Origin of the sequence: Streptomyces sp. Tu6071 (assembly GCF_000213055.1) — a bacterium.
GTDB lineage: Bacteria > Actinomycetota > Actinomycetes > Streptomycetales > Streptomycetaceae > Streptomyces > Streptomyces evansiae.
Genome location: NZ_CM001165.1, coordinates 6,640,739 through 6,664,897, shown reverse-complemented (window position 1 = coordinate 6,664,897; position 24,159 = coordinate 6,640,739). Strand labels below are relative to the sequence as shown.

21 protein-coding genes and 5 tRNA genes are annotated in these 24,159 nt (G+C 75.3%); 9 read left to right on the top strand and 17 right to left on the bottom strand.

Features of this window, described 5'->3' with window-relative positions:
- Positions 1-152: 152 nt before the first annotated feature.
- From STTU_RS28270 to STTU_RS28260, 3 genes are read right to left on the bottom strand one after another with little or no spacing between them, the layout of a single operon-like run.
- Positions 153-974 (bottom strand): GNAT family N-acetyltransferase, encoded by an 822-nt coding sequence (locus STTU_RS28270; protein WP_007829205.1) that lies wholly within the window; start codon positions 972-974, stop codon positions 153-155.
- A gap of 43 nt (positions 975-1,017) precedes the next feature.
- Entirely contained in the window at positions 1,018-1,851 is an 834-nt protein-coding gene (locus STTU_RS28265; protein WP_010263594.1) for an aminotransferase class IV, read from the bottom strand.
- The gene (locus STTU_RS28260) at positions 1,848-2,972 is read right to left on the bottom strand and encodes a chorismate-binding protein (protein WP_007829203.1); all 1,125 of its coding nucleotides are present in this window, start codon (positions 2,970-2,972) and stop codon (positions 1,848-1,850) included. Before STTU_RS28260 ends, STTU_RS28265 begins: the two co-directional genes overlap by 4 nt.
- A gap of 180 nt (positions 2,973-3,152) precedes the next feature.
- Between STTU_RS28260 and STTU_RS28255 the strand changes: the two genes are divergently transcribed.
- From STTU_RS28255 to STTU_RS28235, 5 genes are all read left to right on the top strand, one after another.
- Positions 3,153-3,225, top strand: a tRNA-Gly gene (locus tag STTU_RS28255).
- Positions 3,226-3,260: 35 nt separating this feature from the next.
- A tRNA-Cys gene (locus STTU_RS28250) sits at positions 3,261-3,334 on the top strand.
- A 1-nt stretch (position 3,335) separates the two neighbouring features.
- Positions 3,336-3,407, top strand: a tRNA-Val gene (locus STTU_RS28245).
- Between the two features lie 35 nt (positions 3,408-3,442).
- Positions 3,443-3,514: transfer RNA gene (locus STTU_RS28240), tRNA-Val, on the top strand.
- Between the two features lie 44 nt (positions 3,515-3,558).
- Positions 3,559-3,630, top strand: a tRNA-Val gene (locus STTU_RS28235).
- Positions 3,631-3,766: 136 nt separating this feature from the next.
- On the opposite strand, the gene STTU_RS28230 is transcribed toward STTU_RS28235, so the two are convergent.
- The 3 genes from STTU_RS28230 to STTU_RS35085 all read right to left on the bottom strand — a co-directional run bounded on the left by STTU_RS28230 (position 3,767) and on the right by STTU_RS35085 (position 6,326).
- The gene (locus STTU_RS28230) at positions 3,767-4,039 is read right to left on the bottom strand and encodes a zf-TFIIB domain-containing protein (protein ID WP_010263596.1); all 273 of its coding nucleotides are present in this window, start codon (positions 4,037-4,039) and stop codon (positions 3,767-3,769) included.
- A gap of 85 nt (positions 4,040-4,124) precedes the next feature.
- The gene (locus STTU_RS28225) at positions 4,125-5,078 is read right to left on the bottom strand and encodes a phosphotransferase family protein (protein ID WP_420713576.1); all 954 of its coding nucleotides are present in this window, start codon (positions 5,076-5,078) and stop codon (positions 4,125-4,127) included.
- A 1,080-nt stretch (positions 5,079-6,158) separates the two neighbouring features.
- On the bottom strand, positions 6,159-6,326 hold the full coding sequence (locus tag STTU_RS35085) for a hypothetical protein (RefSeq protein WP_010263598.1): 168 nt from the start codon (positions 6,324-6,326) through the stop codon (positions 6,159-6,161).
- Between the two features lie 529 nt (positions 6,327-6,855).
- On the opposite strand from STTU_RS35085, the gene STTU_RS28220 reads away from it, so the two are divergent.
- Positions 6,856-8,196 (top strand): serine/threonine protein kinase, encoded by a 1,341-nt coding sequence (locus STTU_RS28220; protein WP_007829196.1) that lies wholly within the window; start codon positions 6,856-6,858, stop codon positions 8,194-8,196.
- Positions 8,197-8,312: 116 nt separating this feature from the next.
- Here STTU_RS28220 and STTU_RS28215 read toward each other — a convergent pair whose 3' ends face one another.
- The 9 genes from STTU_RS28215 to STTU_RS28175 form a co-directional block, all read right to left on the bottom strand.
- Positions 8,313-9,134: a TrmH family RNA methyltransferase gene (locus tag STTU_RS28215; RefSeq protein WP_007829194.1), complete on the bottom strand. Its 822-nt coding sequence runs from the start codon at positions 9,132-9,134 to the stop codon at positions 8,313-8,315.
- 47 nt (positions 9,135-9,181) lie between these two features.
- On the bottom strand, positions 9,182-10,414 hold the full coding sequence (cobA, locus tag STTU_RS28210) for a uroporphyrinogen-III C-methyltransferase (RefSeq protein WP_007829192.1): 1,233 nt from the start codon (positions 10,412-10,414) through the stop codon (positions 9,182-9,184).
- Between the two features lie 126 nt (positions 10,415-10,540).
- Positions 10,541-14,188: a nicotinate-nucleotide--dimethylbenzimidazole phosphoribosyltransferase gene (gene cobT, locus STTU_RS28205; RefSeq protein WP_007829190.1), complete on the bottom strand. Its 3,648-nt coding sequence runs from the start codon at positions 14,186-14,188 to the stop codon at positions 10,541-10,543.
- Positions 14,189-14,581: 393 nt separating this feature from the next.
- Complete coding sequence (gene cbiE / locus STTU_RS28200; RefSeq protein WP_007829185.1) at positions 14,582-15,799, bottom strand: precorrin-6y C5,15-methyltransferase (decarboxylating) subunit CbiE; 1,218 nt, start codon at positions 15,797-15,799, stop codon at positions 14,582-14,584.
- A 173-nt stretch (positions 15,800-15,972) separates the two neighbouring features.
- Positions 15,973-16,632 (bottom strand): GNAT family N-acetyltransferase, encoded by a 660-nt coding sequence (locus tag STTU_RS28195; RefSeq protein WP_007829175.1) that lies wholly within the window; start codon positions 16,630-16,632, stop codon positions 15,973-15,975.
- Between the two features lie 185 nt (positions 16,633-16,817).
- Positions 16,818-17,669 carry a MetQ/NlpA family ABC transporter substrate-binding protein gene (locus STTU_RS28190; RefSeq protein WP_007829174.1) on the bottom strand — a complete coding sequence of 284 codons (852 nt, stop codon included), beginning with the start codon at positions 17,667-17,669 and terminating at the stop codon, positions 16,818-16,820.
- An 88-nt stretch (positions 17,670-17,757) separates the two neighbouring features.
- Positions 17,758-18,507, bottom strand: coding sequence for a methionine ABC transporter permease (locus tag STTU_RS28185; protein WP_043256560.1), 750 nt, complete (start codon positions 18,505-18,507; stop codon positions 17,758-17,760).
- Positions 18,504-19,586 carry a methionine ABC transporter ATP-binding protein gene (locus tag STTU_RS28180; RefSeq protein ID WP_007829172.1) on the bottom strand — a complete coding sequence of 361 codons (1,083 nt, stop codon included), beginning with the start codon at positions 19,584-19,586 and terminating at the stop codon, positions 18,504-18,506. The genes STTU_RS28185 and STTU_RS28180 overlap by 4 nt, the downstream gene beginning before the upstream one ends.
- Positions 19,587-19,998: 412 nt before the next feature.
- Positions 19,999-20,643, bottom strand: a complete 645-nt coding sequence (locus tag STTU_RS28175) for an HAD family hydrolase (protein WP_007829171.1) — start codon at positions 20,641-20,643, stop codon at positions 19,999-20,001.
- Positions 20,644-20,919: 276 nt separating this feature from the next.
- Here STTU_RS28175 and STTU_RS28170 point away from each other — a divergent pair, with 276 nt between their 5' ends.
- From STTU_RS28170 to STTU_RS28160, 3 genes are all read left to right on the top strand, one after another.
- On the top strand, positions 20,920-21,279 hold the full coding sequence (locus STTU_RS28170) for a hypothetical protein (RefSeq protein ID WP_007829170.1): 360 nt from the start codon (positions 20,920-20,922) through the stop codon (positions 21,277-21,279).
- Between the two features lie 3 nt (positions 21,280-21,282).
- Entirely contained in the window at positions 21,283-21,747 is a 465-nt protein-coding gene (locus tag STTU_RS28165) for a hypothetical protein (protein ID WP_007829169.1), read from the top strand.
- Between the two features lie 374 nt (positions 21,748-22,121).
- On the top strand, positions 22,122-22,868 hold the full coding sequence (locus STTU_RS28160; RefSeq protein WP_043257807.1) for an SAM-dependent methyltransferase: 747 nt from the start codon (positions 22,122-22,124) through the stop codon (positions 22,866-22,868).
- An 86-nt stretch (positions 22,869-22,954) separates the two neighbouring features.
- Here STTU_RS28160 and STTU_RS28155 read toward each other — a convergent pair whose 3' ends face one another.
- Both STTU_RS28155 and STTU_RS28150 read right to left on the bottom strand, forming a co-directional pair.
- On the bottom strand, positions 22,955-23,452 hold the full coding sequence (locus STTU_RS28155; protein ID WP_007829167.1) for a GNAT family N-acetyltransferase: 498 nt from the start codon (positions 23,450-23,452) through the stop codon (positions 22,955-22,957).
- Positions 23,453-23,477: 25 nt separating this feature from the next.
- Positions 23,478-24,062, bottom strand: a complete 585-nt coding sequence (locus tag STTU_RS28150) for a sigma-70 family RNA polymerase sigma factor (protein WP_007829166.1) — start codon at positions 24,060-24,062, stop codon at positions 23,478-23,480.
- Between the last annotated feature and the right edge of the window lie 97 nt (positions 24,063-24,159).

Here is a 24,159-nt window from a genome sequence, read left to right as displayed (position 1 = left end):
CCCGTGCCGCGCCCGGGACGGGCCTCGGCCACCGGGACCGCGCCCGAGGAGTCGGGACCAGGCACCGCTCCGGACGCCTGGGCCCACCTCGCCCGGGTCACCGGGGAACACCCGTCCCTCCGCCCGGTCCCTCCCCCGCGCCTCCGCCCCGCTCAGATCAGCGGTTTCACGAAGTGGTGCTGGAAGGGCCGGTACCCGAGCGATGCGTAGAGCCGCAGCGCCGGGGTGTTGCGCGTGTGGACGTTGAGTTCCGCCGCGCGGTGGCCCTCCGCGAGGCCGTCCGCCTCGGTCCACCGCAGCAGGGAGCGGCCGTGTCCCCGGCCCCGGTGCTCCTCGGCGACCTCGACGGACATCACGTAGACGTCCGTCTCGCGGTCGGTGACCCACAGGGTGCCCACCGTGGCGCCCTCGTGCTCCAGGACCCAGAGCCGTTGTCCGTGGCCGCGCGGGCCCTCGGGGAAGGCGGCGGCGAGGTCGTGCGCGGAGCGTTCCGCGGCCTGCTCCTCGCCGAGCCCGAGGTGCTCGCGCAGCACTTCGGCGTGCGCGATGCGTTCGTGCTCCCGCCACGCGTCGAACTCGGTGTCGGTCATGCGGCGCGCGACGGAGCCCGCGGGCAGTGCGGGCGCGCTCCCCCGGAGCACCTTGCGCAGCACGCGCGCGTCCTCCGCGTACCCGAGCGAGGCGGCGAGCCGCAGCCCGGCCCCGGACCCGGCGGGCACCACGCCCTCGGAGCGCCGGCAGCCCCAGCCGCGCAGCACCTCCTCGGCGGCGAGCACGGCGACCGCCGCGCGGCCCCTGCCCCGGTCGGGCTCGGCGACGCGGAGGCCGACTATGGACCCCAGCCCGTACTCGGGACGCGCGCTGAGGACGAGCCCGCCCACCGGACGGCTGTTGACGCGGATCTCGTACGCACGGTGACGGGCCCCGCCGGGATCGTGCTGAAGCGGCTCGGTCGGCCGCAGGGTCGTGGTCATCAGGGCCTTTCTACCCCGGCGCCCGGCCGCCCCACCAGGGTGCTCAGGCGGGGTCCTGATCGGCCGCGGCGCGCTCGGCGAAGACACGCATCGCCTTCGCCGTGACGGGGCCGGGGGCCTGCGCGAGCGTGCGGCCGTCGACGCGGTGCACGGCCTGCACGTCGCGCGTCGTGGAGGTCAGGAAGACCTCGTCGGCCCGCTCCAGGACGTCGAGGGGCAGGTCCCGCTCCTCCGCGCCCGTCCACTCGGCGACGAGGGCGCGTGTGATGCCCGCGAGGCAGCCGGAGGCGAGGGGCGGGGTGCACAGGGTCCCGTCGAGCACGACGAAGACGTTGGAGCCGGTGCCCTCGCAGAGCTGTCCGACCGTGTTGGCGAAGAGCGCCTCGGACGCGCCGTGCTCGTGCGCGCGGGCGAGGGCGAGGACGTTCTCGCCGTAGGAGGTCGTCTTGAGGCCGCTCAGCGCGCCGCGCTCGTTGCGCACCCACGGCACCGTGACGGCGGCGGTGGTGTCGGGCCGCGGCGCGATGGCGCCGGCGGCGACGATGAGGGTCGGCGCCTCCGTGCCCCGGTCGGAGCTGAGCGGCGAGACCCCGCCCGTGTACGTGATGCGCAGCCGCCCGAGCGCGACGGGCTCGGCCGCGAGCACCTCCGCGCACGCGCGCCGCACCTCGTCGAGGTCGGGCTCGGGGAGGCCGAGTCCGGCGGCGGAACGGGCGAGCCGGTCGAGGTGGCGGCTGAGCGCGAACGGGGCTCCGTCGACGGCCTTGACGGTCTCGAACACGCCGTCGCCCACGGTGATCCCGTGGTCGAGCGCGGAGACGCGCGCGTCCTCGGCGTCACGCAGTCCACCGTTGATCCAGATGGTGCGCACAGTCATCGGAGACTTCCTTCGCTTTCGGCGGGTTCCACGGGGCGGGTCCGGTCGGGGACGGAGCGGGCCGCGCCCGGTACGGGGGCGTGCTCGTCGTCGGGTCCCGACGCTATCGCGAGCAGCCGGGCCGCCTTGAGTTCGGTCTCGCGCCACTCGCGCTCCGGCTCGGAGCCCCACGTGATGCCCGCCCCGGTGCCGAAGCGCACGACGGGCCCGCCCCGCTCCGCGCGGTCGATCCAGAAGGTACGGATGCCCACGGCGAGTTGCCCCGCGCCGCGATCGGCGTCGACCCAGCCGATGCCGCCGCAGTAGGGGCCGCGCGGCGCGGTCTCCAGCGCGGCGATGAGGCGCAGCGCGCTCGACTTCGGCGCGCCCGTGACGGAGCCGGGCGGGAAGCTCGCCGCGAGCAGTCCGGGCCAGCCGACGCCGGGCGCGAGTTCGCCCCGTACGGTCGAGACGAGGTGCACGAGCCCCGGGTGGCGCTCCACGGCGCACAGGGCGGGAACGGTGACGCTGCCCGTCGCGCAGGCGCGGCCGAGGTCGTTGCGGACGAGGTCCACGATCATGACGTTCTCGGCGTGGTCCTTCTCCAGGAGGTCGTCCGGGGTGCGGCCGGTGCCCTTGATGGGGCCCGACTCGACGGTGCGGCCCGCGCGGCGCAGGAAGAGTTCCGGTGAGGCGCTCGCGATCTCGACGCCGTACCCCGGCAGGCGGATCACGGAGGCGTACGGGGCGGGGTTGTCGCGGGCGAGGAGCGCGCCGAGCGCGTCCGGGTCGGCGGCGTCCGGATCGGGCAGCGGGGCGCTCAGGACGCGGCACAGGTTCGCCTGGTAGACCTCGCCGCGCGCGATGCGGGCGCGGATCTCCCGTACCCCCGCCGTGTAGGCGTCGTGGTCGAGCGAGGAGGTCCACGCGTCCGCGCGCGGGCCGCGCCAGGCGCCGGGGCGCACGGGCGGGGCCGGGGCGCGGCGCACGTCGGCGAAGCGGGCGCAGACGAGGGCGCCGTCGAAGTCGGCGGCGACGGCCCAGAAACCGGAGCTGTCGAGCGCGGCCGGGTCGTCCGTGACGTCCCGCAGGCCGGTGGCGAGCAGGTCGCCGAAGCGGGCGAGGGGGGTCGGGGGGTGCACGCGGGGAGTGTAGGCGGGCGCCGGGGAGCGGGCCCCGTGCGGGGCGTGCGCCGTGGCCGTCCGCTCGCTCCCTGTGGCCGCGCACGCGCACGCTGCGCAAACGCGTTTTTGTACTGGCCCGGGAATCCGCTAGAGTTCCACTCGTCGCCGGGACGCGCCAAGCGCCCCGGACACCGACAAGCGGACGTAGCTCAGTTGGTAGAGCGCAACCTTGCCAAGGTTGAGGTCGCCAGTTCGAACCTGGTCGTCCGCTCGATGATGGAGGACTTCCCGAGTTCTTCATTTCGGGGTGGAGTGGCCGAGAGGCGAGGCAACGGCCTGCAAAGCCGTCTACACGGGTTCAAATCCCGTCTCCACCTCCAAGGACGATTAGCTCAGCGGGAGAGCGCTTCCCTGACACGGAAGAGGTCACTGGTTCAATCCCAGTATCGTCCACCGAGACCGGGCCCCCGGGCCGCAGGTCTTGTCCCGCGCGATTAGCTCAGCGGGAGAGCGCTTCCCTGACACGGAAGAGGTCACTGGTTCAATCCCAGTATCGCGCACGTGAGTTCACCTCTCCTGGCCTTCGGGTCGCGGAGGGTCCCGAGGACGATTAGCTCAGCGGGAGAGCGCTTCCCTGACACGGAAGAGGTCACTGGTTCAATCCCAGTATCGTCCACACCTCGAAGCCCCCGGCCCTTGCGGCCGGGGGCTTCTTCGTGCGTGGGGCAGGGGTGGGCGGGGCGGCCCTGCTCACAAGGCCGCCCCGCCCGTGGCTCGGGCCCCGGCCACTCGCCGCCCGGACCCTCGGCCGCTCAGGACGAGAAGAGCATCCGCCCGAAGCCGCGGTGACCGCCCCCGTGGTGCCCGTGGTGGCCGCCGTGGTGCTGGGCGCCCCAGGGCGCGGCGGGGGCCGAGGGGTACTGCTGCGGCGGCGGGGCCGGCTGCGACCACTGCGATTCCATGCGGGTCAGCGACTCCAGCTCGCCGTAGTCCAGGAATATCCCGCGGCAGCCGCTGCACTGCTCGATCTGGACTCCGCTGCGGTTGTACGTGTGCATGGGGGCACCGCACTTCGGACAATGCATCCTGGCTCCAACTCCTCGCCTGACGCGACGGCTTCCCGGGACACCGGGCCGTCCTCGTTCATCCTCTCAGGACGCGCGAGCACGGTCAGGAGTTCCCCCCGGCACCGGCGGGCGGCAGTCCGGCGATGCGGGCGCAGGCGTCGAGGACGGCGGTCTCCGCGTCGTCCAGCGGACGGCCCGCCTCGGTCGCCTTGGCGAGGGCGAGCGCGGCGGTCTGCACCGTGAGCGCGCGGGCCGGGACGTCGAGCCGCACCCAGGGGTCGCCCGCACCCGGCACCGCGGTGCCGCCCGCGGCCCGGTAGGCGCCGAGGAAGGTGGACCAGTCGGCGGCCGAGAGCAGCCCGCAGCCGTGCCAGGCGGCGGGTCTGGCGAGGTCCCAGGCGGGGTCGCCGAGTCCCAGGTCGTCGATGTCGATGAGCCGCCACGCGCCGTGCGGGGCCGGGTGGCGCACGAGCTGCCCCAGGTGGAGGTCCCCGTGGCACAGCGCGCGGGCGGGCCCCGGTACCTCGCCGCGGGCCCAGGGGGGCAGCGTCGCCCAGGCGCGCAGGACGAGGCCGCTGTCGCGCGGGGGCCCCGCCGCGCGCATCCGCGCGACGGCGCGGGCCGCCTTCACCGGGCCGCGCATGGGGGGCAGCGGTCCGGGCAGGGCGAGCGGGTCGACGGTGTGGAGGCGGGCCAGGAGGACGGCGGCGTCCTCCCAGGGGGCCAGTTCGGGTGCGTGCGGGTCCACGGGGGAGCCGTGGGGCCAGCAGCTCATCAGGCGCAGGCCGTGCACGAGAGGGCCGAGCGGGGGCAGCAGGACTCCGGCGAGCGCGGGGTGCGCGGCGACCGCGAGGCGCGCGCCGAGGTCGGCGGGCGGGGTGCCGGGGGCGTGCGCCTTCGCGACGACGTCCCCGTGCCGTACGACGGTGCCGTCCGGGCGGTCGGCGAGCACGGGCTCGGCGACGTCGGGGGAACGCGGGATGCCCGCGCCCGCGCGCCGGGCACAGGAGCAGGGCCGCTCCGCGCGGTGCGCGACGGCACGGGCGTGTCCGCGCAGGGCGGTGACGAGGTCCTCGGCGGTACGGGGAACGGGGGGCGCCCCGGGACCCGGCGGCGCGGGGAACGCGGTGTCCTCGTGCTGCCGCGCGGCGACGACCCCGGCGCGCCCGGCCCCGGGCACGCCCGCTCCGGCCGGGCTCCCCGGCAGGGGCGCACTCCCCTCGCCGCACCGCCCGGCTCCGGCGAGGAGCCCCCCGGCGAGCGGTGTGCCGCCCTCCCCGGTCCCGGCGGCACCGCGCCCCGCGACCGGGGCGGTGTCCGTCCCCGTACCGGCCGCCGGGCCGGCCGACTCGCGGGCGGGCTCCGCCGCTCCTGGAGCGCCCTCACCGACTCGCGCGGAGGCCGGGGCGGGACCTGCGGCGGGTCCCTCGGTCCCCGGCGGCCCGGACTGCCGACCGGGTACCGCCCCGGGGCTCTCGCCCCGCGCGCTCGTGCCGGACGACGAGTCCCCGCGCACCTCTCCGTCGTGCACCGGAGCTGAGAGCGGGCCACTCCGCCGTGCCCGCGTGTCACCGGCCTGGCGCGAGCTCTTGCCGGTGGGCGTCCGCCCGGTCGTCGGCTTCCCCCGCTCGGCGCTCTCGCCGCCCCGGGGCGTCTCCGTACCGGTGCGCTGCCCGCCGTTCCCCGTACGCGGCTCACCCGCGTCGCCGCAGCGTGCGGCCTCCGGGACGTGCGACGTCGTTCCCTCGGCCGATTCCGCTCGCGCGCCGGCCACCTCGCCGCCCTCGCCCGTCTCCTCGGGGTGGGGGCCGTGCGGGGGGCCGGGGGTCGCCGCGTTCCCGGCCTCGCTCTTGCCGTGCGGGACCGGGTGGGCGGGGGGCCGGGGGGCGGTCACGGGGACGGCCGGGTGGTGGTCGGGTACACGTTTGCGAGCCTAGGGACTGTCCGTGGATTCCGCGCGGGCGGGCGGCCGGGGGCACGGGACCACGGGGCAGGGCGCGAAAGAATGATGCCCGCGCGGCTCCCCAGCCGCGCGGGCATCTGTTGCCGTCCGCCGCACCCCCGTCCCCACGGGGTTTCACGGGCATTGATGTCCCCGCCCGGACCGCTCTTCCGGGCCCGTGACGCTAACCGCGCGTCACGGCATCATGCCCACGGACGACGCCTGGAGGACCACTGCTTCCCAGCCGCCGAAGACGACCACGAGCAGGGCTGCCAGGGGAAGGACGATGGCGGCGGCCACCAGGGGGTGGCGGCGCGCGGGGCGCGTGCGTGCACGGGGTGCTTCAGGCACGGTCGTGGCCATCGGTCCTTCTCCTGCCGAAGGTGTCGGTCGAGGGAGCGACGGGCGCGTGACCTCGGGGGGTGGGTGGCGCTCCCGTCGCTGTGCCTCCATCCTCGCCCCCGGGGACAGAGGGGGTCGTCATGCCCTCGTACCGAATGCCTGGCCTCCCCCAGGAGGACGGCGGAGCGGTCCCCTACTCCCCTGGGTGGAGATCCTCTCGGGGACTCCCCTGAGGACCGTGATGTGGGTCACGGACGGAAGGGGTCGTTCCGGAGGGGGCGGGCGGGGCACGGGGCGCTCGCGGGGGCGGGTGGGGCGGCGGTCCCGCAGGGGCGTGCGCCCCTCCCCGTAAGCGGTGAAAAGGCCCGCAGCCTGCGGGAATTGGGCGAAAAGGGGGATGCGGCCGGGCGAGTGAAGGAGTGTCACGCTGAGCGTCTTTCACCACCGCGTCCCGCGAAGACAATCGTTCGGTCACGGAGGGCGCGGCCTCAGCGCGCACCGGCGCGGGGAAACGTAAGCTGTGGCTCGTCAGCAGTAACGGGCAGCGGGGATGGACATGACGATGATGCGGCTCCGGCGCGAGGACCCGCGTGTCGTCGGCTCGTTCAGGCTTCACCGGCGACTCGGCGCGGGCGGGATGGGCGTCGTCTACCTGGGCTCCGATCGCAAGGGCCAGCGCGTCGCGCTGAAGGTCATCCGCCCGGATCTGGCGGAGGACCAGGAGTTCCGCTCGCGTTTCGCCCGTGAGGTCTCGGCGGCCCGGCGTATTCGCGGAGGCTGTACGGCACGGCTCGTGGCGGCGGACCTGGAGGCCGAGCGGCCCTGGTTCGCCACGCAGTACGTACCCGGCCCCTCCTTGCACGACAAGGTGGCCGAGGAGGGCCCGCTGACGGCCGCCGAGGTGGCTTCCGTGGGCGCCGCTCTCTCGGAGGGGCTCGTCGCGGTGCACGAGGCGGGGGTCGTGCACCGCGACCTCAAGCCCTCCAACATCCTGCTCTCGCCCAAGGGCCCCCGCATCATCGACTTCGGGATCGCCTGGGCGACCGGGGCGAGCACCCTCACGCACGTCGGCACGGCGGTCGGCTCGCCCGGCTTCCTCGCGCCCGAGCAGGTACGCGGCGCGGCGGTCACGCCCGCGACGGACGTCTTCGCGCTCGGCGCGACGCTCTCCTACGCGGCCACCGGCGACTCCCCCTTCGGGCACGGCAGCTCGGAGGTCATGCTCTACCGGGTCGTGCACGAGGAGGCCCACCTGCGCGGCGTCCCCGACGCTCTCGCGCCCCTCGTGCGGGCCTGCCTCGCGAAGGACCCCGAGGAGCGCCCGAGCACGCTGCAGCTCTCGCTGCGGCTCAAGGAGATCGCCGCGCGCGAGACGCAGCACCCCGGCAGCACGCGCGGCCCGGGTCAGCGCGAGGTGATCGAGCGGCCCACGGGGCGGCTCGCCGAGCAGTACGCCGAGCAGGCGACGCAGCAGCGCCCGGTGACCCCGGCGCCGCGCGGGCGCCGCAGGCCGGAGACGGCGGCCCCCGCGCAGGCCCAGCCGCGCGGCGAGCGGCCCGCCCCCGCACGGGAGGGACGCCCGCAGCCGGGTGGCACCGGCGCGGGGCGCGGGGCGCGGCGTCCCGGCCCCGGCACGCAGGGCGGCGGCCCCGAGACACGTCCTTCGCAGGGCGCCGAGCGGAGCCCCGTGGCGGGTCGCCCGCCGCGCGCCACGGGCGGGCAGCGGCGACCGGCGGCCTCCCGGACCGGCGGCACCGCTCGGACCGGCGCCCGCACGGGGACGGGGCGGCGGCCCGCCAATCCGCGGCTGCTGCGGCAGCGGATCGTGGTGTTCTGCGTGGTCACGCTGATCGTGGCGCTGGGGATCATGCTCGTTCAGGGGCTGGCGTGAGGAAGCCCCTCACGGGCTGATCCGCGCGGCTTCGTTCCGTGCCCCGCGTCTCGGACGCCGCAGGGGCCGTTCCGCCGCGTCGCTCAGACGCCGCAGGGGTCGTTCTTCCGCGTCGCTCAGACGCCGGAGGGGCCGTTCTTCCGCGTCGCGTAGAAGACCACCGCTGTCGCCGCCGCGACGTTGAGGGAGTCGATGCCCGCCTGCATCGGGATGCGGACGTGCAGGTCGGCGGCGGTGAGCGCGGCCGGGGTGAGTCCCGGGCCCTCGCTGCCGAAGAGGAGCGCGAGGCGGGGGTCCTCGCGGGCGACGAGGGCGTCGAGGGTCAGGGAGCGGTCCGAGAGGCAGAAGGCGGCGAGGGTGAAACCGGCCTGCTTGATCGTGTCCGCGTCCGCCGGCCAGTGCTCCAGGCGCGCGTACGGGAGGGAGAAGACGGCGCCCATCGAGACCTTCACGGCGCGGCGGTAGAGGGGGTCGGCGCAGCGCGGGGTGAGGAGGGCGGCGTCGACGCCGAGGGCCGCCGCGTTGCGGAAGGCGGCGCCGAGGTTCGCGTGGTCGACGAGGTCCTCGAAGACGGCGACGCGGCGCGCCCCCGCGAGGACGTCGGCGGGCGCGGGCAGCGGGGTGCGGTGCAGTGAGGCGAGGGCGCCGCGGTGGACGTGGTAGCCGGTGACCCGCTCGGCCGTCTCGGGGCTCACGAGGTAGACGGGCGCCTCGCTCGCCTCGATCACGTCGGCCATGGCGGGCAGCCACTTCTCCGTGAGCAGCATGGAGCGCATGCCGTGCCCGGAGTCCAGGGCGCGGCGCACGACCTTCTCGCCCTCCGCGATGAAGAGCCCTTCCTCCGGCTCGCGGCGGCGGCGCAACTGGACGTCGGTGAGCGAGGTGTAGTCGCCGAGCCGGGGGTCCGCCGGGTCGTCGACGCGTTCGGGTACTGCCACGGTGTGCCGCCTCGGGTCGTGCGTACGGAGTTCTGCGGGCCCGCCGGTCAGGCGCCCAGGGCGGCGACGGCGCCGACGACGATGACGGCCGGGGGGCGTACGTCGTGCGCGCGGGCGGTCTCGGCCGCGGTTTCGAGGCGTGCGTCGACGCGCCGCTGGGCGGCCGTGGTGCCCTCCTGGATCAGGGCGACGGGGGTCTCGGGGTCGCGGCCGTGGCGGACGAGGGCCTCGGCTATCGCGCCGAGCTTGTCGACCCCCATGAGGATCACGAGCGTGCCGCGCAGCCGGGCGAGCGCGGGCCAGTCGACCAGCGAACGCGGGTCGTCGGGCGCGACGTGGCCGCTGACCACGGTGAACTCGTGCGCGACGCCCCGGTGTGTGACGGGGATGCCCGCGGCGGCGGGGACGCTGACCGAGCTGGAGATGCCGGGGACGACGGTGCAGGGGATGCCGGCCGCCGCGAGGGCCTGGGCCTCCTCCATGCCACGCCCGAAGACGAAGGGGTCGCCGCCCTTGAGCCGCACGACGGTCTTCCCCTCCTTGGCGTGCGTGATGAGCGCCTCGTTGATCGCCTCCTGCGCCATCGCGCGCCCGTACGGGATCTTCGCCGCGTCGATGACCTCGACGTGCGGCGGGAGTTCGGCGAGGAGGTCGCGGGGCCCGAGGCGGTCGGCGATGACGACGTCGGCCTCGGCGAGGAGGCGGCGTCCCCGCACGGTGATGAGGTCGGGGTCCCCGGGTCCGCCGCCGACGAGCGCGACCCTGGGGCTCTCGCCGCCCGCCTGCCGGGGCACCGCGACGCGGCCTTCGTCGAGCGCGCGCAGGAGGGAGTCGCGCACGGCGGCGGTGCGCCGGGGGTCGCGCTCGGCGGGCTCGGTGGTGAGGACGGCGACGGTGACGCCGGCGCTGTGCCCGCTCGCGGGGGTCCAGGCGCTCGCCGCGTCGGCGTCGTCGCTGCGTACGCACCACACGCGGCGCTCCTCGGCCTCGGCGGACGCGGCGTGGTTGGCGTCCGCGTCGTCGGTCGCGACGATCGCGTACCAGGCGCCTTCGAGGTCGCCCGCGCGGTAGGGGCGGCGCTCCCAGCGAAGCTCCCCCGCCGTGGCCATGGCCTCGACGGACGCCGTCGCCGAGGGCGAGACGAGGAGGACGTCGGCACCCGCGGTGAGCAGGGCGGGGAGCCTGCGCTGAGCCACCTGGCCGCCGCCGAGGACGACGACCTTGCGGCCCGCGAGGCGGAGTCCCGCGGGGTAGGCGGGGTGGGTGGCCGGGGAGGGCATGGCGGAGCGGCTCCTTGCGGGGCGGGGGGAGGCGGTGCGGCTTCGCTCCGCAGGGGGCAAGTTTACGGGGTGGACCCGCGCTGTTCCCGGGGGCGGGCGGGTGCCTCCCGCTCCGCCCCCGGAGGGCTACTTCTCGGTGACGCCCGCCGAGTCGAAGGTGGCCACCTCGTGCATCGCGCGGGCCGCGCTCTGGACGAGGGGGAGGGCGAGGAGGGCGCCCGTGCCCTCGCCGAGGCGGAGGTCGAGGTCGACGAGGGGCCGCAGGCCGAGGCTGTTGAGGGCCGCGACGTGGCCCGGTTCGGCGCTGCGGTGGCCCGCGATGCACGCGGCCAGGACCTCGGGGGCGATCGCACGGGCGACGAGGGCCGCCGCTCCCGCGCTCACGCCGTCGAGGATGACCGGGGTGCGCAGCGAGGCGCCGCCGAGGAGGAGCCCCGCCATGGCCGCGTGTTCGAGCCCGCCGACCGCCGCGAGCACCCCGACGGGGTCGGCGGGATCGGGGCGGTGCAGGTCGAGCGCGCGACGGATGACGTCGATCTTGTGGGCGTGCATCTCGTCGTTGATGCCGGTGCCGCGCCCGGTGACCTCGGCCGGGTCGGTGCCGGTGAAGACGGAGATGAGGGCGGCCGACGCGGTCGTGTTGGCGATGCCCATCTCGCCGGTCAGGAGCGCCTTGTTGCCCGCCGCGACGAGGTCGCGGGCGGTCTCGATGCCGACCTCGATCGCGGCGGTGACGTCCTCGCGGCTCAGCGCGGGGCCCGCCGTCATGTCCGCCGTGCCCGCCCGCACCTTGCGCGGCAGCAGTCCCGGGGTGGGCGGGAGTTCGGCCGCGACGCCGACGTCCACGACGCACACCTCGGCGCCGACCTGCTTGGCGAAGGCGTTGCAGACCGCGCCGCCGCCGAGGAAGTTGGCGACCATCTGCGCGGTCACCTCCTGCGGCCACGCGGTGACGCCCTGGGCGTGCACGCCGTGGTCGCCCGCGAAGATCGCGACGGCGGCCGGTTCGGGGATGGGCGGCGGCGAGGTGCGCGAGAGGCCGCTGAGCTGCGCGGAGATGATCTCCAGCATCCCGAGCGCCCCCGGCGGCTTCGTCATCCGCTTCTGCCGTTCCCACGCCTCGCCGAGCGCCTTCGCGTCGAGCGGGCGGATGCGCCGCACCGTCTCGGTGAGCAGGTCGGCCGGTTCGGCGCCCGGCAGCACGCGGCGGCCGTACGTCTCCTCGTGGACGACCCAGGAGAGCGGGCGCCGCTTGGACCACCCGGCCTGCATCAGCTCGGGCTCGTCGGGGAACTCGTCCACGTACCCGACGCACAGGTACGCGACGACCTCCAGGTGCTCGGGCAGGCCGAGCGCGCGCACCATCTCGCGCTCGTCGAAGAAGCTCACCCAGCCGACGCCGAGTCCCTCGGCGCGCGCGGCGAGCCACAGGTTCTCGACGGCGAGCGCGGAGGAGTAGGGGGCCATCTGCGGCTGCGTGTGGCGGCCGAGGGTGTGCCGGCCGCCGCGCGTCGGGTCGGCGGTGACGACGATGTTGACGGGCGTGTCGAGGATCGCCTCGATCTTCAGCTCGCGGAACTGCTTCGCGCGGCCCTTGGGCAGCGAGGCGGCGTACGCGTCACGCTGCTTCTCGGCCAGCTCGTGCATCGCGCGCCGGGTCTCCTCGGAGCGGATGACGACGAAGTCCCAGGGCTGGGAGTGGCCGACGCTCGGCGCGGTGTGCGCGGCCTCCAGGACGCGCAGCAGCACCTCGTGCGGGATCGGGTCGGAGCGGAAGCCGTTGCGGATGTCGCGTCGCTCCCGCATGACGCGCAGCACGGCCTCGCGCTCCGCCTCGTCGTAGCCGGGCGCGGGGGGCCCGGCGGGGGCCTGCGGGGGTACGGGGGCGGAAGCGGCCCCGCTCGGGGCGGGGGAATCGGCCGGGGGCTCGGTCGCGGGGGCGGCCTCGATGGGCGCCGTCCCGTCGGGCGCGGCGGCTTCGGGTGCCGTGGCCTCGGGCGCTGCGGCCTCGGTCGTTCCGGCCTCGGGCGCGGTGGCCCCGTCGGACGGACTCTGCTCGTCCTGGGCGACCTCGGGCACGTCCTCCGGGTCCTGCTCGCCGACGGCTCCGGCGGGGCTCGGCCAGTGCGCGGCTCCCACGGGGGTGCCGGGGAGGTGGGGCAGCGGGGCGGGCGGGGTCATGACGTGCGCGGCGGGAGTCTCCTCGGCGGCGGGCTCCGCCACGGGGGGCTCGGGGAGCGCGACGGACTCCTCCGGGGCGGCGACGGGCTCCGGCTCCGCAGCGGCGGGCTGCTCGGCCGGGGCGGGCTGCTCGGCGGCGGGCCGTTCTGCGGGCGCGGAGGCGTCGGCGGGCGCGGGGGCATCGGGCGCTTCGACGGGCGCGGCGGCCTCGCCCGGCACGGGTGTCCCGGCCGTGACCGGGGCCTCGCCGGAGACGGGAGCCCCGGCGGGCTCCGAGGCCTCCGCAGGGGCGACCGGGCCCGCCTGCTGGGCCGGGATCGTCACGACCGGCTCGGGCTCGGCGGGTGCTTCGGCAGGCGTTTCGGCGACTGGGGGCTCCGCGGCGAGGGGGGCCGGTTCGGCCTCGGGCGTCGGCTCGGCGGCCTGCTCGGCCTCGCCCGCCTCCTCGACCACGGCGTCCGGCCCGGCAGCGGCTGCCGCCGCCTCCGGCACCGGGACCGCTTCGGCCTCGGCGTCCGGCGCCGGTTCCGCGAGGGCATCCGGTTCCGCGACGGCCTCCGGCGCGGCAGCCTGCTCCGCCTCGGCGACCTGCTCCGCCTCGGCCACGGCCGCCGCCTCCGGCGCCTCCGCGGGAACCTCCTGCGGCTCCACGGCCGGAGCGACCCGTACGGCCTCGTCCGTCTCCGGGGCGGGCGCGGTGCCGGCGGCGGGCTGCCACTCCGTCACGTCCGGCGCGACCGGGGCCGGGGCGGGGGGCTGCGCCGGGACGGTCGTCCATCCCGTACCGCTGTGCGTCGTCGCGTACTCCGGGCGCGGCGCGGCGGGGCCGCGGTCGGCGAGGGTGCGGACCGGGCTGTTGCGCGGGTCGGGGAGCGCGGGGCCCATGTGGAGCGGGCGCCGCTGCGGGGTCTGGGCGCGGGCGGGCGTCGCCGTGGCGCGGACGGCCGAGAGGTCGACGGCGCCGCTGTCGCGGCCGTCCGTCTCGTGCGGTTCCGGCGCGTGCGGCTGCGCGGGGGCGTCCGCGACGGCCGGGGTCTCCTGGCCCTCCGCCACCTGGGCCGCGTCGGCCGGGCCTTGGGCGGCCTGGTCCTCGACGGCCGCTTCGGCGGCGGGCACCTCGACGGCCTGAGCCTCGAAAGCGGGTGCGGCGAAGCCCTCGGCGTAGCCCTGTCCGTCCAGCTCCGGCGTCGGCGCGACGGCGTCCTGAAGCGGCTGCTCCAGCGGGGCGACGGGCACGGCGACCGGTACGGGCGGCACCGGCGCGGGCTTCGGCAGCGGGGCCACGGGGACCGTCCGCGCGACCGCCTCCGCCACGGGCGCGGCCTCGGCGTAGCCGCCCGCGACCTCGGCGCCGGGCAGCCCTGCCCCGTAACTCCCCTGCGCGCTCTGCTCGGTGCCCGGCCCCTGGTAGGCGGCCTGCACCGGCTGGGCGAGTACGGGCTGCGCCTCGGTCCAGGCACCCTGCGCGCCCGGCATGAAGAGGAGGTCGTCGTCCTCGGCCGGAGCTGCGGCGTACCCCTGGTACGGGTACGGGCCCGGCTGTGCCGCAGCCTGCGGCTGCCCCTCGGCCGGGCCCTTGCCGGTGTCCGTCATGCGTCCCCTCGCCCACGTGTCAGCTGTTTCGCTTGTCTCCGGTCGTACCGGCTTCCCGTGCCTTCCGGGACCTGCCGACGGCGGCCGGGTCCTTCCGTTGCCCACCGGCAGGCCGTTCGGCCTCCCACGGGGAGCAACGAGCGCACGCGCCCTGCGGCACGATGCGGGCAGAACCCTGCCGTCCCGGGGCATTCTCCCGGTCCCGGCGCGCTTATGACGGCCACTTTCCGCCACAGTCGGCTGTGGACTGCGCCACGTCGGCGCGCGCCCGCCCCGCAGCACCCCGGATCACGGGGCGGACCTGGGGTTTACGGGCCGGTTCGGGGTGCCGGGGGCAGCTCGGAAAGCTGTACGACGATCGGCCAGCCTACCCCGCTGGCTGTGGCCACTGGTTCACGGGGCGCGATCGGGACGGTGGGCGGAAAGGAGAAACACGACGGTACGTTCGGTTTCGGTCCACTCCCCCACATCGAGGGCGACGGACTGGAGCAGCGCGCACTCGACGGCGTAGCCGTGCTCCGCCAGGGTGCGGCCGAGGAGTTCGGCCTCGTCGCGGGTGCCCGCGTGGGTGACGATCGCGGCCGGGCGGCGGTCCGCGACGGCCGAGACGACGGGTTCGCCGCCGCCCCCGACCCGTACGACATCGGGCTCGGGGAGGTCTTCGAGTATGTGCGGGGCGCCGCCGTGCACAACCTGCACCCGCACGCCGAAGCGGCGGGCCGAGGCGGTCGTGCGGGCGCAGGCGTCCGGGTCCGCGTCGACGGCGAGCACGGCGGCCCCGAAGCGCGCGGCCTCGGCGGCGAAGGCGCCGGTCCCCGAGCCGATGTCCCACACGAGGTCGCCGGTACGGGGGCCGAGGCGGGCCAGTTGGGCCGCGCGCAGTTCGCGGGACTCGCCCTCCAGGGGCGTGCCCGCCCCGTACTCGCGAGCGGGGAGCGCCCAGCCGCGTACGGGGCCCGCGGGGTCGCGTCCGGCGATCCAGCCGTTGTCGGTGCCGCCCGCCGTGGCGTTGCCGCCGATGACGATGACGACGTTGGGGTCGCGCCAGGCGTGGTCGGCGGCGCGGTCGGAGGTGACGACGGTGATGCGTTCGCGCGCGGTGCCGAGTTCCTCGCAGATCACGAAGGTGCGGTGCACGCCTTCGAGGAGCAGGCCGAGTTCGGCCGGTCCCGCGCCCGGCGAGGTGAGGACGGCGACCTTGGGGTGGGCGCGGCAGACGTTGACGGCGCGGCGCAGGGTGCGCGGGTGGGCGACGACGATCTCGGCGTCCTCCCAGGGCATCCCGGCGCGTGCGAAGGCCGAGGCGACGGCGGAGACGGCGGGCACGACCTCGACCTCCAGGCCGTGTTCGCCCGCGCGCAGGGCGCGGACGACGCCGAAGAAGCCGGGGTCGCCGTCGGCGAGGACGACGGCGCTGCCCCGGTGCAGGGCGATGCGGCGGGCGGCGAGATGGACGCTGCCGAGCCGGATGCGCTCGGCCTCGTGCGGCACTTCGGGGAGCGCGAGGTGGTGGGCGGCCCCGGCCACGAGCGTCGCCGCGCCGAGCGCGGAGCGGGCCGCCTCGGTCAGCGGAGAGCCGTCCCAGCCGATCACCGTGACCCGGTCGGCCATCTTCGTGAGTCTCCTGTGGGTGTCGCGCGGGGGCGGGGCCCGATGAGCGTGCGGGGGCCGTACGGGCAGGGTGAGCGTACCGGTCGCACGCGTGTCCGGGCAGGGGCGGTTCCGGGGAGGCCGCGCCCGGGGCCCGGCGTGCCCTTCGGGTCCGTACCGCCGTGGCGGCGTTGTCAGTTCCAGTCGGCGTAGGCGCGGACCGGACCGTGCCCGGGGCGGGTCTCCTCGTGCACGGCGGGGGCCTCGACGTCGTCGTCGAGGTCCTCGGGGAGCAGGCTCCAGACGATGAGGTCGGTGCGGCTGCGGCGCAGGACGCCGGTGTGGTCGCGGTGCCTGGCTATCCAGGCGCCGCGCAGGACGCCCTCGCTGACGCAACCGATGCGCTGCGCGACCTGCTGCGCGGCCGTGTTGTCGGCGGCGGTGCGCAGTTCGACGCGGGCGAAGCGCCGCTCGGTGAAGAGCCACTGCGAGACGGCGAGCGCCACCTCGGCCGCGTACCCCTCTCCGCGTGCCCAGGAGGCGGTGACGCAGGAGAGTTCGGTGGCGCGCAGGTCCCAGTCGGTGCGGCCGAGCCGGACGAGGCCGACGAGGCGCTGGGTGAGGAACTCGGTGACGGCGAGGACGAGTCCTTCGCCGCCGAGCCGGGCACCGGGGGCGCGGTGGGCGATCCAGTCGCGGGCGTGGGCGCGGGTGAAGGGGTGCGGGAGCGTGGTCCAGGCGGCGACGGACTCGTCGTTCACCATGTCGGCCAGGGCGGCGGCGTCGTCGGCTTCGAAGGGGCGCAGGACCAACCGCTCGGTGCTGAGGGAGACATCGGGGAAGAGGGAAGTCATGCGCCGCTCCGTGATGGTCGGGCCTGGTCGGTGTCTTCGGCGGCCCGCGGGGCCGCTGTGCCGGGTGGTCCAGCATGCAGCATGGGGCCCGGGGGGCGCACCACCGGGGCACGCGAAGGCCCCGGCGCACCCGGCACGGGGCCGGGCGGCCGGGGCCGTACCCGTGGGGCGAGGGGTCGGCCGGCTCAGAAGGCCGGGATGACCGAGCCCTCGTACTTGTCCTCGATGAACTTCTTGACCTCGGGCGAGTGGAGGAGCTTGGCGAGCTTCTTCACGCGCGGGTCGTTCTCCTTGCCGTCCTTGACGACGAGGAGGTTCGCGTACGGGTTGTCCTTGGCCTTCTCCAGGACGAGGGCGTCCTTCGCGGGCTTGAGGCCGGTCTCGACCGCGTAGTTGCCGTTGACGACGGCGGCGTCGACGTCGTCGAGGGAGCGCGGGACCTGCGCGGCCTCCAGTTCCTTGAAGGAGATGTCCTTCGGGTTCTTCGCGATGTCCGAGGGGGTCGCGTCGTCGCCGGCGCCGGACTTGAGCGCGATGAGCCCGTTGCTCTCCAGGAGCTTGAGGGCGCGGGCCTCGTTGGTCGCGTCGTTGGGGAGCGCGACGGTCGCGCCCTTCTTCAGCGCGCCGAGGCTCTTGACCTTGTGCGAGTAGGCGCCGAGCGGCTCCAGGTGCACGGCGGTCACGGGGACGAGGTCGGTGCCGTTCTTCTTGTTGAAGTCGTCGAGGTACGGCTTGTGCTGGAAGAAGTTGGCGTCGACGGAGCCGTCCTGCGTCGCGGTGTTGGGGGTCACGTAGTCGGTGACCTCCTTGACCTTGAGCGTGAGCCCCTCCTTCGCGGCCAGGTGGTCCTGGACGTACTTCAGGATGTCCGCGTGCGGGGTGGGGCTCGCGGCGACGACGAGCGCCTTGTCGCTGTCGCCCGAGCCGCTCTTGGCGGAGTCGTCGTCGGAGCCGCAGGCGGCGAGGCCGAGGCCGAGGGCCCCCGCGACGGTGACGGCGGTGGCGATACGGGTGGTACGGCGGGTGTGGTTACGCACGAAAAGTGCCTTTCTCGGTGGTGCTGCTCCCGGCGGGTGCGGGGAGGTGGTGCGGTGGTGGTCGGTGGCCCGGGGGTCCCGGGTGCGCTCAGGCGGCGTCGGCGGTGTCGCGTACCTCGGCCGCTTGCGCGGGGGCACGGGACCGCAGAAGGCGGAGCACGGGGGCGGGGCCGCGGCGCTTGCCCCGGTCGTGGAGCGCGCGGGCCGCGAAGTCGCCGAGGAACTGGATGACGGAGATGACGACGGCGAGGATCGCGACGGTCACCCACATCAGCCCGGTCTCGAAGCGCTGGAAGCCCTCGCGGATCGCGATGTCGCCGAGGCCGCCCGCGCCGACGGTGCCCGCCATCGCGGAGTAGCCGATGAGCGTGACGATCGTGGTGGTGGCGCTGGAGACGAGCGAGGGCAGCGACTCGGGCACGAGGACCTTGCGGACGACGGCCCACGTCGTGCCGCCCATCGACTGCACGGCCTCGACGAGTCCGTGGTCGACCTCGCGCACCGCCGTCTCGACGAGGCGCGCGTAGAAGGGGATGGCGCCGATGGCGAGCGGCACGATCGCGGCCTCGCGGCCGATCGTGGTGCCGGTGAGCCAGCGGGTGAAGCCCATGAGGGCGACCATGAGGATGATGAACGGCATCGAGCGGGCGATGTTGACGAGCTGCCCCAGCACCTTCGCGAGCACGGCGTTCCGGAGCAGCCCGCCGCGCGCGGTCAGGACGAGCAGGACGCCGATGGGCAGCCCGAGGGCGACGGCGATGAGCGTCGACCAGCCGACCATGTAGAGGGTGTCCCAGCTCGCCTGGCTGAGCAGCGGTCGCATCTCGGACCAGGTCATCGGCCCGCCTCCTGCTTCTCGGTCTTCCCGGACGTCGCGGGCGGCGCGCTCTTCCCGAACGACGCGTCCCCGGCTTCGGGGCGCACGGTCTCGACCTGGAGTCCCTGCTCGCGCAGGAAGCCGATGGGCACGACGTTCTCCTCGTACCGTCCGGGCAGTTCGATGCGCATCCGGCCGACCTGACGGCCCGCGACCGTGTCCATCGCGGCGCCGAGTATCGAGATGTCGATGTTGTAGGTACGGGAGAGCTGCGAGATCACCGGGCGGCTCGCCGAGTCGCCGTGGAAGGTGACGTCGATGACGGTGCGCGCGGGGCCGCTGCGCTCGCCGCTCACCGGGAAGAGCGCGGCGGCGAGGGCGGAGTGCGGTGTCGCGAGGAGTTCGTCGAGCGTCCCCGACTCGGTGATGCGCCCCTTCTCCATGAGCGCGGCCGAGTCGCAGACGGTCTTGACCACGTCCATCTCGTGCGTGATGAGCAGGACGGTGAGGCCGAGTTCGCGGTTGAGGGAGCGCAGGAGTTCCAGGACCGAGCGGGTCGTCTCGGGGTCGAGGGCGCTGGTCGCCTCGTCGGAGAGGAGGACCTTCGGCTCGCCGGCGAGGGCGCGGGCGATGCCGACGCGCTGCTTCTGGCCGCCGGAGAGCTGCGCGGGGTAGGCGTTCGCCTTGTCGCCGAGGCCGACGCGTTCGAGCAGCTCGCCCGCCTTCGTGGCCCGCGCGCGGCGGCTGTGGCCGAGGATTTCCAGCGGCAGCTCGACGTTGTCCCGCACCGTGCGCGAGGACAGCAGGTTGAAGTGCTGGAAGACCATGCCGATGCGGCTGCGCGCGGCGCGCAGTTCGCGGCCCGCGCGGCTGCCGCGGCCCTGGAGCGCGGTGAGGTCCTGGCCGTCGACGAGGACGGTGCCGGACGTGGGGCGCTCCAGCATGTTGACGCAGCGGATGAGGGAGGATTTCCCGGCGCCGCTCTGGCCGATGACGCCGAAGACCTCCCCCTGGCGCACGTGCAGGTCGACGCCGTCGAGCGCGGTGAGGTCACGGCCGCCCGACCGGTAGACCTTGGTGAGGTCCTGGGTGGTGATCACGGGGGTGTCCCTGGGATGTCGAGTGCGCGGCGGTGTTCGCCGGCACGGGAAGTGCCGTGCGCGGGGCACGGTGCTGAGGGGGGCGGAACCTGTCGCCGTTTCCGGGTCCGGGCAGGCCGGGGCCGTGGGGCGGCGGGGGGGTTCAGGTCCGGGGCAGGCGCGGCACGCGGCCGGTCAGGCGGGCGCGGCTTCGCGGTACTGCAGGTCTCGCTTCGGGGCGCGAGGCGGGGACCCTCAGAAGGCACACATTCGACACATACGGCGAGCACCGGGCGTCAGGTTCGCCTCGGTCGCTGGGATGCGTGCGCTCGTCGTGGTCATGGCCTCAGTTAACCAGACGAGCGGACGGCGCCCCTCCGCTCGTCCGCATCACGGACCCCTACCGTCCAGTACCCGGACGGGCCCGTGTGGCTCAGTCCTCGGTCACGATCTCCAGGAAATCGCCGCTGACCTGCACGGACACCGCCGAGAGGTCGGGCACGAGGGCGTCCGCGGTCAGCTCCGCGCGGGGGTACGTTGTGGTCAATGCCACGGTCCGCATCCCGGCCGCCTGGGCGGAGCGCAGCCCCACGGGGGCGTCCTCGAAGACGACGCAGTCCCCGGGCGCGAAGCCGAGCTTCGCGGCCCCGAGCAGATACGGCTCGGGGTCCGGCTTGCCGCGCGTGATGTCGTCGGCGGCGACGAGCGTACGGGGGTGCAGCCCGAGCCCGGAGAGGCGGGCGCGGGCGAGCCTGCGGGTCGCCGAGGTGACGACGGCCCAGCGCTCGGCCGGGAGCCCGGCGAGCAGGGCGACGGTGCCGGGCAGCGCCTCGGTGCCCTCGGCGTCGGCGACCTCCAGGTCCTCGATCCGCCGGGCGGCCTCCGCCACCTTCTCCGGGGGCAGCAGGTCCGCGACGATCTCGGCCGAGGGGCGCCCGTGCAGCTCGATCCGCGCGAAGTCGGCCTCGGTGACCCCGTACTCGACGGCCCACCGGGTCCAGCAGCGGCGCACGGAGCGGAGCGAAAACATGAGGGTGCCGTCGTTGTCGAAGAGGAGGGCGCGGGCCTGGAGCTTCATGACGGCGAGCCTAATCGCGGCGGCGGGGGTCGGCGCGGGGTGGGGCGGCGGGACGGGGGCCGTCCGCGTACGCGGGGCGCGGCGCAGGCGGGGCAGCGGGCGCGAGGCAGGGGGCGCGGACGGGAGCCGCGGATGCGGACGGGAGCCGCGGACGTGGGACCGGGCGCGAGGTGCCCGGGTGTGCCCGGTACGGGCCCTTCGTGCGGTCGGTCGAGACCCCTGTTTCGGGGCGGGCCGCTTTTCGGGCGGAATGGGGGCCGTAATAGGGTCTGCCGCATGTTTGATGCCCTGACGATCGCGACCGCCGTCGCCGCGCTCGCGCTCGCCGCGTGGTGCGGGCACGCCTTCGCCAAGGACCAGTCGACGAAGGACTGGCACTTCATCGGGATGGCGGTCGTCTCGCTGCTCGCGCTCGCGCAGCTCGTCATCGGCATCGTCCAGCTCACGCGCGGCGAGAACCCGGACCAGGGCACGGTGATCTTCGTGGCCTACCTCGTGGGCGCCGCGCTGTGCGTCCCGCTGGCCGGGTTCATGTCGCTCACCGAGCGCAGTAAGTGGGGCTCGATGACGGTGCTGGCCGGCGGCGTCGTCCTCGCGGTTCTCGAAGTCCGGCTCTACGACATCTGGGGTGGCTGAGCGATGGCGCGCGAAACGACGGCGGAGCCGGGGACGGCGGGGCGGACCAGGCTCATCAGCGGTCCGGGCATCCTGCTCCTGTGGGTCTACGGGGTCATGGTGGTCGGCGCGCTCTCGCGCTCCGTCTACCAGCTGAGCACCGAGTTCGACCGGGCCCCGCTCGCCTACGTGCTCTCCGCCGTAGCGGGCGTCGTGTACTGCTTCATCACGTGGAGCCTCGTCCGGGGCGGCGAGGGCGCGCGCACGGCGGCGCGGATCTGCTGCGCGATCGAGCTCCTCGGCGTACTCGTCGTGGGCACGTGGACGCTCGTCGACAGCGACTCGTTCCCGGACTCGACGGTGTGGTCCGACTACGGCATGGGCTACCTCTTCATCCCGGTGATCCTGCCCGTCAGCGCCCTCCTGTGGCTGCGGCGCTCGCGCGTGGAGGCACTGGACGCGAAGACGGCGGCGGGGACGGCCGCCTGAGCGGTCGGCACGAGGTACCGGCTTCCTCGCCGGGCCACCGGTCGCCGACCGGCACGGGCAGCCGGTCGGTCCCGGGCTCGGCCCGCCGGCCTGCTCGCCATCCCGGCCCGCCGGTTTGTTCCCCGTCCCGGCGGCCCGCCGGTTTGGTCGCCGTCCTGGCGGCCCGCGTCCTGGCGGCCCGCTGGTTTATTCGCTGGCCCGGCGTCGGCGCCGCCGCCTAGGCTCGGCGAGTTACCCCACGACGACCAGGTACAAGGGTGAGTTGATGACGCTGCGGGAGCGCGCGGCCGGACGGCTGCGCACGGACGAGCGGTCGCGCGAGGCGACCCGTATCCCCGTCACATCTCCCCTGAGGACCTTCACCCGTGGATTCCCTGGATCTCCCACGTAGTTTCACCATCCGCGAGAGCGGACACCGCGTCCACAACCCGTTCACCGAGGAACAGCTCGCGCTGCTCGGCCGGGCGATCGGGCTGCGGCCCGGTATGCGGGTGCTCGATCTCGCCTGCGGTTCGGGCGAGATGCTCTGCACCTGGTCGCGCGCGCACGGCGTCGGCGGCACGGGCGTGGACATCTCCACCGTCTTCCTCGCCGCCGCACGCGCCCGCGCGGACGAACTCGGCGTCGCCGACGACGTGCGCTTCGTGCACGCCGACGCCTCCGGCTTCGTCGCCGAGGAACCGGTCGACGTCGCCGCCTGTATCGGCGCCACCTGGATCGGCGACGGCGTGCCCGGCACACTCGGCCTGCTCCGCCGCTCCCTCCGGCCCGGCGGCCTCCTCCTCGTCGGGGAGCCCTACTGGGCGGAGCTGCCGCCCGACGAGGAGACCGCGCGGGCCTGCGACGTCCCCACTCGGGACACGTACCCACCGCTCGACGGGCTCCTGGAGTCCTTCGGCCCGCTCGGCTACGACGTCGTCGAGATGGTCCTCGCCGAGCCCGCGGGCTGGGACCGGTACATCGCGGCGCAGTGGCTCACGACGCGGCGCTGGCTCGACGCGAACCCCCGGGACCCGATGGCGCCCGAGCTGCGCGCCGAACTCGACACGGCTCCGGTGCGGCACGCGCGGTACCGGCGCCGGTACCTGGGCTGGGGCGTGTTCGCACTGATGGCGCGCTGAGGTCCGCCGTCCGCCTGACGGCGCGCTGAGGCCCGCAGCGGGCTGAGCACGCGGGGCGGGTCGCGTCATGCGGCCCGCCCCGTCCCTCACACCCCCGCCGGGTGCCTGCCCGCGACCGTCTCCTTGGTGAGCGTCACCATGCTGAGGCGCTCGCTGACCTGTTCGGTGCCGATGGGCGCGTACCCGTACTTGCGGTACAGGCGCACATTGCTGCGGTGCCCCGTGAAGAGCTGGAAGCGGCGGGCGCGGCCCTCGGCGCGCAGCGCGTTCTCCACGGCGACCAGGAGCCGGCCGCCGAGCCCGTGCCGCTGCATCCGGGGATGCACGACGAGCTTGCCGATGTGGGCGATCCCGCCCTCGTCGACCGCGCCCCGTACCGAGCCCACGACCTCGTCGCCGAGCCGCGCGACGAGCACGTGCCCGGAGCGCAGCTCGGCACGCAGGCTCTCCAGGCTCTGGGTCAGGGGCTCGATGCCCCAGTCCCCGTACCGCTCCGCCTCGCTCTGGAAGCAGAGGTACTGGAGCTTCAGGATCTGCTCGGCGTCCTCTTCGGCCGCCGCAGAGATGGTCACGCTCGCGCCCATGTGTGCACGCCTCCCGCTCACCTGTTCACCGGTGTGTCTCCCGCAGGATTCCCCATCCCGTACCCCGTGCGAAACCTGCCGGACGGCTTCGAGGACCGGAACGGGCCTGTACCGCGGCCGGCCCGAGCAGTCTTCCCAGGCAGTTCAGGCAGTGCGAGCGCCTCGGACCGAGGCTTCCCTGTGAGATTCCCAACTCCGCCGCGATCTCCCGGTAGGTGGGATCGCGGGGCGAGAGCAGCGCCCGGACGAGGACCCGGCAGCGACCCGGGAGACGGCCGACCGCCTCGCGCACGGAGTGCAGGAGTTCGGCGTCGATGTGCTGCTGCTCGGGTCCGGGGCGCGGGTCGGCGGGTTCGGCGGCGCGCGCGTGCTCCCGTACGGAGCCGGTCTCGTCCCGTACGGTCCCCGCCGCCCGCGCCTCGGCCCGTGCCGCCGTACGGAGCCAGGCGGCCGGGTCGGCGGGGGGCGGCGCGCCCCGCAGCCGCTCCAGGAGCCTGACCCACAGGGACTGTTCGAGGTCGGCCGGATCGAGCCCGTGCGCGAGCGCCTCGGCGCGTGCCGCGGTGCGCACGAGGGGGTGCCAGCGGTCGTAGGGCGGTGTGGTCGTCATGTCTGGCGGGACCGCGCGGGCGCGCGGAAGGTTCCGCGAGCGGCGGCGGCTCACCCGGAGGTATGCCGCCGCGCTCCCGTGCTGACGCCCCCTCCGG

Excerpts from the sequence above, each read along its gene's own strand:
- STTU_RS28270 (WP_007829205.1), bottom strand. The coding sequence starts at position 974 with ATGACCACGACCCTGCGGCCGACCGAGCCGCTTCAGCACGATCCCGGC.
- STTU_RS28265 (WP_010263594.1), bottom strand. The coding sequence starts at position 1,851 with ATGACTGTGCGCACCATCTGGATCAACGGTGGACTGCGTGACGCCGAG.
- STTU_RS28230 (WP_010263596.1), bottom strand. The coding sequence starts at position 4,039 with ATGCATTGTCCGAAGTGCGGTGCCCCCATGCACACGTACAACCGCAGC.
- STTU_RS35085 (WP_010263598.1), bottom strand. The coding sequence starts at position 6,326 with ATGGCCACGACCGTGCCTGAAGCACCCCGTGCACGCACGCGCCCCGCG.
- STTU_RS28220 (WP_007829196.1), top strand. The coding sequence starts at position 6,856 with ATGGACATGACGATGATGCGGCTCCGGCGCGAGGACCCGCGTGTCGTC.
- cobA (WP_007829192.1), bottom strand. The coding sequence starts at position 10,414 with ATGCCCTCCCCGGCCACCCACCCCGCCTACCCCGCGGGACTCCGCCTC.
- cobT (WP_007829190.1), bottom strand. The coding sequence starts at position 14,188 with ATGACGGACACCGGCAAGGGCCCGGCCGAGGGGCAGCCGCAGGCTGCG.
- cbiE (WP_007829185.1), bottom strand. The coding sequence starts at position 15,799 with ATGGCCGACCGGGTCACGGTGATCGGCTGGGACGGCTCTCCGCTGACC.
- STTU_RS28195 (WP_007829175.1), bottom strand. The coding sequence starts at position 16,632 with ATGACTTCCCTCTTCCCCGATGTCTCCCTCAGCACCGAGCGGTTGGTC.
- STTU_RS28185 (WP_043256560.1), bottom strand. The coding sequence starts at position 18,507 with ATGACCTGGTCCGAGATGCGACCGCTGCTCAGCCAGGCGAGCTGGGAC.
- STTU_RS28175 (WP_007829171.1), bottom strand. The coding sequence starts at position 20,643 with ATGAAGCTCCAGGCCCGCGCCCTCCTCTTCGACAACGACGGCACCCTC.
- STTU_RS28170 (WP_007829170.1), top strand. The coding sequence starts at position 20,920 with ATGTTTGATGCCCTGACGATCGCGACCGCCGTCGCCGCGCTCGCGCTC.
- STTU_RS28165 (WP_007829169.1), top strand. The coding sequence starts at position 21,283 with ATGGCGCGCGAAACGACGGCGGAGCCGGGGACGGCGGGGCGGACCAGG.
- STTU_RS28155 (WP_007829167.1), bottom strand. The coding sequence starts at position 23,452 with ATGGGCGCGAGCGTGACCATCTCTGCGGCGGCCGAAGAGGACGCCGAG.
- STTU_RS28150 (WP_007829166.1), bottom strand. The coding sequence starts at position 24,062 with ATGACGACCACACCGCCCTACGACCGCTGGCACCCCCTCGTGCGCACC.